Raw genomic sequence first — 10602 nt, forward strand, 5'->3', positions numbered from 1 at the left:
GCTTGTTGCTATTGCGGCAGGCTTCTTTAATTCTTCCCGTTATTATCTTTACGCAATCGGTAAATAGTGATGCTATTTGCCGCTATCACACTAATTTCAAGCAAAACTCCTCCAACAGAACCTAGATAGATATTGTTCGTGAGCCAAAAAACGGCCCCGCAAATAAAGAGTTGTCTCATTCTTATGCCTGAAGCATAAAAGATAGCGTAAGTGCCAAAACAAGCACCAAATATAGGACATAGGTCAATAAGCTGGTTGACGTTGAAAGCGCCCCAAACAATATTTATGGCTATAAATACGATGCCTATAGACTTGTGGTTAGTTTTGACCGATATGATCGTGCGAAAAAAATTGAGAAAATTAGCGATAGTTCCAGTGACGGAACCTAAAAAGAAAAAGTGAGCCGTTTGAAATGAAAACATAACAATTAGGCTTATCTTAAGTTTTATATCGCTTTTTTGTGTAAAAGAGTAAATCGCAACTAAAAAAGCGAGCACACCAAAAAGCTGACCAAGGGAAGTAAAAGACATGCTTGTGATGTACCCACTTAACAGTAAGAAAAAGGCTCGTAAACATATAAAATACGAGCTCCGGTTCGTTCAACTAGTCGCCAAATTCGCGAATTAGGCCGTTAATCGTTTCTTTAGCATCGCCCAGGATCATTCGCGTGTTATCCTTAAAGAATAAAGGATTGTCGACACCTGCGAAGCCTGCGTTAGCTGAGCGCTTCAACACAAATACAGTTTTTGCACGATGAGCTTCAATAACCGGCATCCCGTAAATGGGACTACCTTTCATCTCTTTCGCAGCCGGGTTAACAACATCGTTAGCGCCAATTACAATAACAACATCATAATTTTCCATTCGAGGATTAACGTCGTCCATTTCGTAAAGCTGGTCGTAAGGAACATCCGCTTCCGCTAACAGAACGTTCATGTGCCCTGGCATACGCCCTGCAACTGCGTGAATGGCATAATCTACTGTACATCCGTTTTCTTCTAGTAAGGTGTGAAGCTCTCTAACAGCATGTTGCGCTTGAGCTACGGCCATTCCATATCCAGGCACAACCAGTACGGCTTGCGCCGCCTCAAGTACATAAAAGGCATCTTGAGGTGATAGCACTTTTATTTCGCCAGTAATAACCTCGCCTTGCTCGATAGGTTTGGCAAACCCAGATAACAAAACATTCATTAGCGATCTGTTCATCGCCTTACACATTATGTTCGTGAGGATCAACCCTGAGGCGCCAACCAGTAGGCCGGTTACAATCAAAATTGTATTGCCTACTGCAAGACCTGCTGCTGAAGCGGCAATACCTGAATAGCTGTTTAGCAAAGCGATAACTACAGGCATATCTGCTCCACCTATAGAGATCGTCGCCCATAGGCCGAAGCTCAGCCCTAATGCAATAATACAATACAGCCATACCTCATTAGACGGTTGTGTTACAAAGAGATACCCCACGGCTACCATAGCCACCAAATGAAGGATACTTAATTCCCTTAACCCAGTGAAAATGAAAGCTTTTGAAGATAATTTTCCGGAAAGTTTTCCCCAAGCAACTACGGATCCTGAAAACGTAATCCCGCCGATGAGCAGCGTTAAAAGAACAGTAATGAAAACAAAAGCGTGATTATAACTCGATGCACTGGCTTCCATACTGCTAACTGTCGCCCATCCTAATAGCAACGAAGCAGCGCCACCAAAGCCGTTAAAAAGAGAAACCATTTCCGGCATTTGCGTCATCTGGACACTACGCGCTTTCCAAGCACCATATAGCCCACCTACAAGCACCCCAACCAAAATGTAATGGTAACTGATGACTTGTTGATCGAGCAGAGTAACCACTACTGCGGCAAACATACCTACTGCCGACACGAAGTTTCCTTTGCGTGCAGTCGAAGGATGACTAAGTAATTTTAAACCAAATATAAAAAGCCCTGCTGCTAGTACGTAAGCAACGTTAATGAGTGTTTCAATTGTCATGTTCAGCGCTCTCTTAGTTATTATCTTTCTTTTTAAACATGCCAAGCATGCGATCGGTAACAAGATAACCGCCCACAACGTTAATACTTGCTAACGTTACAGCCGCAGTACCCAATATAGTTGTCAACATACTGTAATCAGAACCAGATGAGACTAGAGCACCAACTAAGGTAATACCTGAAATAGCATTTGAACCAGACATCAATGGAGTGTGTAACGTGGCAGGGACTTTACGAATGAGTTCAAATCCAAGAAACGCAGCGAGTAATACAATAAATAGTAGGTAAATAGTTTCCATTATTTAGCTCCTTCGTACGCAGACAACAGCATGTCATTTCGAATTAGTCCACCATGAGTAATGACAGCAGCATCAAGAATGTCATCTTCAAACGTTAGTTCGAATTCAATAGGCTCGTTCTTTACAAACTCATCCAGCAAGTTGTAAATGTTGTTTGCGTACATATCGGTCGCAGCCCTAGGTACGCCTTCACTCCAGAAGCCGTCTCCAATGATAGTAACGTTATTCAGTACAGCGGTTTCACCTGGCTTAGAGCCTTCTACGTTGCCGCCAGAGACCGCAGCCATATCAACAACAACGCTACCTGGTTTCATAGACGCTAGTGTTTCTTTTGAAATCAACACAGGCGGCTTACGACCGAATAGCTGAGCTGTAGTGATAACTATATCTGAACTTGCTATGGCTTCTTTTTGTGCCTGTGCGAGCAACGCTTTTTGTTCGTCAGAGAGCTCTTTAGCGTAACCGTCTTTTGTCTGACCGGTTTCGCCAATATCAACGTTAAGGAATTTACCGCCTAAAGACTCTACTTGTTCAGCTACAACTGGGCGCGTGTCATACGCTAACACATTCGCACCAAGGCGCTTTGCTGTCGCAATAGCCTGCAGACCTGCAACGCCTGCTCCAATAATAAATACTTTGGCAGGTTTAATTGTACCGGAAGGTGTCATCATCATTGGTAATATAGAAGGAAGTGTGTCCGCGGCCTTCATCACCATCGCATATCCAGCCAAACTCGCTTGAGAGCTTAATGCGTCCATTTTTTGTGCTCTAGACGTTCTGGGAATCATTTCTACTGAGAGCGCCGTCAAATTGGCCTTTGCTAGTTTAGTTACCAACGCTTCGTTAAAAAATGGGTCTAGGTGTCCAATAACAACTGTGCCAGCAGGCAGCTTTTCAACAATTGATTCTTTAGGTGTGTTGACACAGGCTAGTATATCTACTTGCTTAGCTATTTCTGTAATATCGGCAACGATACTAGCGCCAGCTTCCGCGAAGTCTTCATCTTTATAATGTGATAGCAGGCCAGCACCTTTTTCGACATAGACCTCAATGCCTTTTTTGACAAGCTTGGCGATAGTTTGTGAAGACACCGCACAGCGCCGCTCCACATGAGCGTGGTGCCTTTGCTCTAGGGCTTCGTTTAAAATTAGGATTTTCAATTAACTCTCCTTTTCAAAACTGTAGGAGAATGAGGTAACTCATTCAGTAAACTTCTCTGTCGTTAACTGATATGTTTTAAAGAAGCCCGTTCCCTTACCCATTTTAAGTATGTTGTAGGTGCTTTAGTGTTGTTAGATTTACACCGGCAACGTTCAGGTAGGTATAGAAGGTCTTACTCTAGGTGAAAAACCATTCTCAAGTCTGTAGCAACAGGTTGGTTATCTTCATGCGTGTCCATTATATCTGCCATATGCCTCCACCACATCTTAACTACGGAGTTGTGAGGCAGCGCATCCATGGTGTGGTCGTCCTCGCGCTTTAAAACAGCAAAGAGCTTATTCGAGCTTTCCTCATAGAAAATACTGTAGTCTGACACGCCTGCATTTTTAAGCTCTTTTACTAGCTCGGGCCATATTTCGTCATGACGTTTCTTATACTCTTGCTCATAACCCGGCTTTAGTGTCATAACAAAGGCAACTTTTTCCATCTATTATTCCTCTAGGCTGTCCAAGTATTCTTTCCATTGCTCTACAGTGGTGATCTCACTGTCACCTTCCCATGCAAAGCCAGCTTTGTAGTTCAACTTACCTTCCGGTGATGTTTGAGTTATTAGCCAAATATGACTTTCATCTTTCCTTTCAGAAGGTGTATGAATGATGTTACTAATTTTACTTGGCGCGATAAGGGCCGCGGTGCCTAACCCTTGGTTGTCAATTTCTTCCCAAGCGGCAATCCATCCTTCTTGTAGATTTTTATACACGTCGGCTTTTTCGTCGTGTGTAGCTACACCTATGGCAATAGGGATAGAGGCCGGGGCATTATCTAGATAGAAAGTCGAATCGACGTTGTACATTCGAGAGCCTAGCGCAAGCGACACGATTTTAACTTCTTTTACCATGCCAATAGGCGTTTCAAATTCGTAGTAAAGGGTAAACTTAACTTCGTCAGCATTGTTTTTATGAATTTCATAACGAGTGAAATTGTGGCCGTAGTACGGTGTTTCGTTTATCCACACGGCTGAGCCACCCACGCCACGACTAATACCCGTATGGTAAGGGTCGTAACCTTCTCCTCTGTCTTCGTGATACGACTGACCACTGAAGTGCATGTCATACCACTTGTCGATAATCGAATAATCGACTTTCTTTAACCATGCGTCCACGCCACTGGCGTGGCCAGCTAAAGGTGCGGCAGGGCCATAAACCCTAAAAGCTACCTTATCATTTTCCCATGCAAAATCGTCCCGTCTCTCAGGTACGAATTTAGCATATGCCTTGACTTGGTTAGCCATAGCCGGCGCGCTGTCATTATCAGTTTTTTGTACTTCAGATGAGCACGCTGACATGCCTGATAATCCAATAGCGATCGCCGCGGCTAAACAAATTTTCGTATGTTTAAACATCTACTCTTTCCTCTATTTGGTAGCAAAGCAAGTGCTTCGATATTGTTTACAAGCGTACTCATTTGGTCTTTTCAATCAACTTTATGATTGTTAATGAGCGATATTGCATTATTGTAATTTGGTTTGCAATGGTTTTAGCGCACGATTAATAAAATTGAGCTAACTGTTATTCCTTTAAGTTATTAAAATAGCTTTGTTTTTAGTTTATTTTCTGCCCTCGTATAATAATACTCTAATATTAACAAAAATATAACAAATATGTTGATATTGGTTAACTAGTGATCTATCTTGCCTTCTTGGTGATTGATAATGACTGTTTATGGAGAGAATATATGGCGTTAATCGGTGCGAAGAAATTAAAGCTAGCTGTAGCTATTTCATCTGCGATTGCTTGCTATTGTGCAGAGGCTGTCGCACAGGATACAGATACATCAAAAAGTGCAGACCAAGAAACCGAAGTAATAGAGGTTAGAGGAATAAGGAGCGCGCTAGCTAGTGCATTGGCTGAAAAGCGCTCTGCCGACAGTATTAAAGAAGTAATTCAAGCTGAAGATATTGGTAAGTTACCGGATCAGAACTTGGCAGAAGTCTTAGAAAATGTCACAGGCGTTCAGATCGATCGAACTGCCGGCGTAGGAACTGGGGTCCAAATACGCGGTACGAACGCGAACCGAGTCGAAATTAATGGGGTGTCAACTGTAGGAAGTGGAAACGGACGTTCAGGTATCAGTTTCGACGACTTACCCGCAGCGCTGATTTCGTCTCTGGAAGTTATCAAAGTGCCTACCGCGGAAACTGTTGAGGGCTCTGTAGGTGGAACGATAAATCTACGTACACTTAGAGGCCTTAGTTTAAACGAGCAACTGATTTCAATTCGTGCTCAAGCGGAAAACAGTGATTTGGCAGATGCTACTTCGCCGCGAGTATCTGCAACCTTTGGAGATAGCTTTGACACCGATTATGGGCGAGTCGGTTTGGTTCTCACCGGTAGCTACGCAGAGCAACAGGTTGCTTCGTTTGACCCACGCTTCGACAGGGACAGGGAAGTACTTCCTGATTCTGGTAGCGCTAGCGCAGAGTCGTTTCCATTTTTAAGAACGCAGTTTCTGGATCAAGTCATTTCTCGGTATGAATATGAAACTAAGAACTTCACTGGGTCTTTGGAGTTCGAGCCGATGGATAATTTAAGGTTATACTTTGATGCAACGGTAAATCGTCAAGAACGGGCTCAAAAAAGCTCTCGTGCATTCATTTCAGGTACCGGTGGAACGGCTGTCGTGGACAATACCGATAACACAGCGTTTGAAACTATCGATTTAGGAACAATTGATGGACCAAATGGACCTTTAGTTCTGGGTGAGGTTCAAGCTGTTTTAACAGGAACTCTGGGTGTAGGTGTTGATGCTAATAACAATAATATCGATCCTAATTTAAGGACTAGCGTTAATACAGGCTCACGTATTACAGACAGTGATGTATTCGCCACCGGTTTCGATCTTTTGTTAGATCGCCTTGCTCTTAAAGGTGAAGTATCTTATTCGAGCTCGGATTCGGTTTTTCCTCGATTAAATACGGAGCTTGATTTTATAAATCCAAATGGCCCGCAACCGAGCGAAGGGATGAGTATCGATAATGGTGTACCTGTAGAGTTTGATGCTTCGGGTCGCACGCTTCAATTCGGGATAGCTCAAAATGCTGAATTCGGCCCTTCGAGCCAAGACTTGTTAAATCCAGCTAACTATGCTCTTCGTGGTGTCGGTGTGGGTAGAAGTACTCAAGAAAATTCCGAAACCGCATTTAGACTAGATGGAGATTACGATATTTCTGATCTAAACCCGTATTTTTCGGGCATTAAAGCAGGATTGAGATGGAATAAAAATAAGGCAGAAAGTAATGATATAAATACTAACTCAAACTTTTCTAATCCTAATTCAGCATTCTATAGACCAAGGGCGGATCTGTTTTCAAATATTGTTTCTGCTGGCCCTTCAAACTTTAATGATGCTGATGGAAGACGCCTGTACATTGCTGACTACCTTACCGTAGACGGTGACTTATCATTTAATAACCCAGACCAAGTTTTGACTGCTATTAATAACGCTATCGCTGAAAATAATGCTGCTCAAATTGCAAATGGAAATATATCAGAGCCCTATTCGTCATTGGCACAACCTGAGCTTCAGCTAGATTCATTTTTTGATATTGAAGAAGAGACAACAGCGTTATATTTGCAAGGAGACTACTTCTTTTATATCAATGATATGACATTTCGCGGAAATGTTGGGGTTCGTTACGTTAGTACAGATATTACTTCGGTAGGTAACAACATAGAGAATGGTGAAGTAACTGGCCTGCGCGAAGAAAGTGCTTCTTATGACTATTATCTGCCGAGATTCAATATTGCGTCTGAAGTTATCGATGATTTAGTAATTCGAGCTGGTGTTGCTAAAGACATTCGAAGACCCAACTTCGATAACCTTTCAACATCAATTAACTTTCCGGGAGGAGCCGGCGCCGCAGTAAGAGTGGGTAACCCAGCTTTAACACCAGAAGAAGTTATTTCTTACGATCTATCTGCCGAATACTATTTCTCTGACTCAAGTTTTGTCAGTGTAGGTGTCTTCCACAAAGAAAGAACGGATATTTTTGCCGCGGTCCGTGATAATCCAGAAGAACCTATTGGACAGAATGGTCAAATTGAGCGGGATATAACCGCTCCATGTGAAGGTGGCGGGATATTCAATCCCACTGTCACTGATAGGAATGTTTGGTCGTCTGTTCCCGGTACGGGGATTTGTGTTCCACTCCAAACAACAATTAACTTGCCAAATGAAGAGACTCAAACTGGTATTGAATTCGCGTTTCAACATGACCTTTCTGATTATGAAGAGGAGCTTGGATGGGCTTCTGGTTTTGGGGTAATAGCAAACTATACATATCAGGAAGCGGGTGCAGGTATCGAAACATTCCGCCCAGCTACAGGAGATGGAAATGCGCTTAATAAATTGTTGGGACGTACAGATACAGACCAATCTACGGCGACATTGGCCGACGATATTGTAGAGGAACGGATTGAGTTGGAAGACTTATCTCAAAACGCATACAACATTACGTTGTTCTATGACAAATATGACCTTAGTGTAAGAGCAAGGTACACATGGCGTTCAGCGTTCAAAACAGGCGACTTGATAAGCTTTGATATGCCGCGAATAGTTGATGATAGGGCACAGCTTAATATGAGTGTGAGTTACGATATAAATGACACCTTTACCGTTGGACTCGATGGAATAAATCTACTGCGCGAAGATCGTACTGAGTGGTGCGTAAATGAAGGTGCGTTGCTTTGTGCACAAGGGTTAACTGATAGACGCATTGTGTTAGGGGTTACAGCAAACCTTTAATTAACTTTTCAATAATTAAGTAACTCTACAAATTCCGCCTTTAGCTTGTCTAGAGGTGGAGTTTTTGTTTTGATGAGCGAAGTAAGTGGACAGCTCAATGTATAAATTCAAGCTACTAGGTAGCTTTTGATGCAGTAAACGCGATAGACGCGCTTGTAATTAAAGGGGAAGCCTTTGAACCGCATTCGGCCAAAACACTTCCAGAAGCCTGCTCGTGGCGACTTCTCTAAGACCGCATTGATAGCATTAATGACAGCAGTATCTACCTTGCGCCAGTCTCTCTGGACGATAAAAGGTCGCACGGCCAATACCAACAAACAAACAGGCCTTTACGATACTTAGTCCCGCATCAACTAAGATGCTGACGCATTCTCGCTTCTCTGCTGTCACCAACCCTTTTTTGCGACAAGCTCCTTAATGGCATTATTTTCTAAGCCTACATCGGCAAACATCTTTTTGAGCTTGGCATTCTCTTCTTCAAGCTCTTTCAGTTGTTTGACGTCAGACGCTTCCATGCCGCCGTGCTTAGATTTTCAATTGTAGTAAGTTGCGCTGCTGATACCATGTTGACGGCAGACCTCCTCAACCTTCATACCAGCATCAACTTCTTTTAACACCCCGATGATCTGAGATTCTATGTAGGGTGATTTTTTCATAGTCGTCTCCTGCATTAATGATTACAGAAAACTCCAATTAAGTCTGTCTTAGCTTAAGGTAAGTGGACAACTTCTCTCAGGATAACTTTTAGAGCGCTTTCTCAATATTGTATCTGTGCGATCCGTTTTTACGTCTTTGAAAACTATATTTTTGCTCAAAAAACGTATAATACCTTCGCGTGGGTATGCGGTTTGCCAATTTTGGCATTAATCAGTTTATATCGGATGAAAAATTGATATTGAGTCATTCTTCAGCAGTATGTGATTTAAAAACTGACCTGCTTGGGGTTTGAAAATGCTTTATTTGTCAAAAAGTTAAATATTTCTTTGAGATTTTGCTAAGTAGCTTAAGAAAAAACGACTTTGGTTGAAACTATATCCAATCTCATCATTAACAATGACTCGCGAATTCAAGTCAAGTGCACCACGCCGAAAACGGCATATCGCCAGTAAAAACTAGTTGCAAACTGTTTTGTCGACGCCGAAAACGGCATATCGTCAGTAAAAACTAGTTGCAAACTGTTTTGTCGACGCCGAAAACGGCATATAGGCAGTAAAACCTAGTAGCAACTTAAAAATCGAGATACAGAAAGTGTTAAATTCCTGACTTAGTAGTACTAGCTCAGGGCTTAAGCGGACGAACAGATTATTGACTAGCTACTTCTGCTTTGTGCCAGAAGCGGACGGTGGGAACTGTTTCAGTGAACGTAAATAGTAGGGAGTTTGCGGCTATTTGGCGTTTTCATTTATATAGCTAGGAACACTGTTTGATTGGAGACGAAACTGTTTAGCAACTTGTTCGATTTCATTTTTACTCCCTATAATTACGCCCTCCATGTAATTGTCCCACTCAAAAACGAGAGTTGTATTGTCTTTTCTAATTTTTACCTTTCCGAAATCTATCCAAGCATCGATTGCGTCGTACTCATAGAGCTTTACCCAACCATTACCTAGCAACTGTTCAAGTATTTCATTAAACAAATCTGTGTTGATGTTTTCGATAATGGCTTTATTTAGATACTTATATTTAGCCTTAGTAAATTCTTTCGTAAAAAAACGTACTGGGTTCATTCGGCACCTAACTTTTAAATAAGGGGCGCAGACATGTGGGGCGTAATGGCGAAGCCGCCCCGCGTGTATGCGTCCCAGCGAACGCAGTGACTTAATTTTTTTGTTAGGTGACATTAGTGCTTCGGACTTTCCTGTAACGCATAGAAAGAACCGAAAGAATGCCACATATAATACCTGTGCTTATTGCTCCATGTAAGCCAAAAGCAACTATAAGCGGCCGCAATACGAATAGGTGAATAATAAGCGCTGGTATAAGTGCAACAGCGAATATTTTAAGCTTAATCGTTGATTCAAATGGAGAGTTGCAGTGTGGACATGTTTTTGTCTTTCCCCATTTATTAGCAGTTTTAGAGAAGAGCCCTATTTTCTTTTCACAGGTCGGACATTTGAAGAATTGTTCGTTTGGTTCAAAATCATCACTAACTGTATTTAAGATGCTTTTCTCTGATGTTTGTCGCGAAGCTAATTCGACTTTTATTCGCTCTACCCGATCTGGGAAACTTTCCTTATCTATATTGTCTAGAGCATCTTCTAGCTCTGAGGTCGAGTACTCTGAATAATTTGGTTCCATCTACTAAATTCTCCTTGTCACCTAGACACAATGACTCCCTGTAAAAGTGCTAGCCC

9 protein-coding genes and 1 pseudogene are annotated in these 10602 nt (G+C 42.2%); 1 reads left to right on the forward strand and 9 read right to left on the reverse strand.

The window, feature by feature from the left end:
- Positions 1-26 precede the first annotated feature (26 nt).
- From GVO62_RS18425 to GVO62_RS18450, 6 genes are all read right to left on the reverse strand, one after another.
- Positions 27-530 (reverse strand): YgjV family protein, encoded by a 504-nt coding sequence (locus GVO62_RS18425; RefSeq protein WP_159120496.1) that lies wholly within the window; start codon positions 528-530, stop codon positions 27-29.
- 73 nt (positions 531-603) lie between these two features.
- Positions 604-1986, reverse strand: a complete 1383-nt coding sequence (locus GVO62_RS18430) for an NAD(P)(+) transhydrogenase (Re/Si-specific) subunit beta (RefSeq protein ID WP_201282667.1) — start codon at positions 1984-1986, stop codon at positions 604-606.
- 13 nt (positions 1987-1999) lie between these two features.
- A complete protein-coding gene (locus tag GVO62_RS18435) occupies positions 2000-2284 on the reverse strand; it encodes an NAD(P) transhydrogenase subunit alpha (protein ID WP_159120497.1) in 285 nt (94 codons plus the stop codon).
- Positions 2284-3444 carry an NAD(P) transhydrogenase subunit alpha gene (locus tag GVO62_RS18440; protein WP_159120498.1) on the reverse strand — a complete coding sequence of 387 codons (1161 nt, stop codon included), beginning with the start codon at positions 3442-3444 and terminating at the stop codon, positions 2284-2286. The genes GVO62_RS18435 and GVO62_RS18440 overlap by 1 nt, the downstream gene beginning before the upstream one ends.
- A 173-nt stretch (positions 3445-3617) precedes the next feature.
- Entirely contained in the window at positions 3618-3932 is a 315-nt protein-coding gene (rhaM, locus tag GVO62_RS18445) for an L-rhamnose mutarotase (RefSeq protein ID WP_159120499.1), read from the reverse strand.
- 3 nt (positions 3933-3935) lie between these two features.
- Complete coding sequence (locus GVO62_RS18450) at positions 3936-4847, reverse strand: DUF4861 family protein (RefSeq protein ID WP_159120500.1); 912 nt, start codon at positions 4845-4847, stop codon at positions 3936-3938.
- A 332-nt stretch (positions 4848-5179) separates the two neighbouring features.
- Between GVO62_RS18450 and GVO62_RS18455 the strand changes: the two genes are divergently transcribed.
- Positions 5180-8248, forward strand: coding sequence for a TonB-dependent receptor (locus GVO62_RS18455; RefSeq protein WP_159120501.1), 3069 nt, complete (start codon positions 5180-5182; stop codon positions 8246-8248).
- A gap of 131 nt (positions 8249-8379) precedes the next feature.
- Here GVO62_RS18455 and GVO62_RS18460 read toward each other — a convergent pair.
- From GVO62_RS18460 to GVO62_RS18470, 3 genes and pseudogenes are all read right to left on the reverse strand, one after another.
- Positions 8380-8904 (reverse strand): annotated as a pseudogene (locus GVO62_RS18460) (transposase); the annotation flags it as partial.
- Between the two features lie 729 nt (positions 8905-9633).
- Positions 9634-9975 carry a hypothetical protein gene (locus GVO62_RS18465; protein WP_159120502.1) on the reverse strand — a complete coding sequence of 114 codons (342 nt, stop codon included), beginning with the start codon at positions 9973-9975 and terminating at the stop codon, positions 9634-9636.
- A gap of 103 nt (positions 9976-10078) precedes the next feature.
- Entirely contained in the window at positions 10079-10546 is a 468-nt protein-coding gene (locus tag GVO62_RS18470; RefSeq protein ID WP_159120503.1) for a hypothetical protein, read from the reverse strand.
- Positions 10547-10602: the final 56 nt, after the last annotated feature.

Source organism: Alteromonas sp. KUL150 (assembly GCF_009811475.1).
Taxonomy (GTDB): Bacteria; Pseudomonadota; Gammaproteobacteria; order Enterobacterales; family Alteromonadaceae; genus Alteromonas; species Alteromonas gracilis.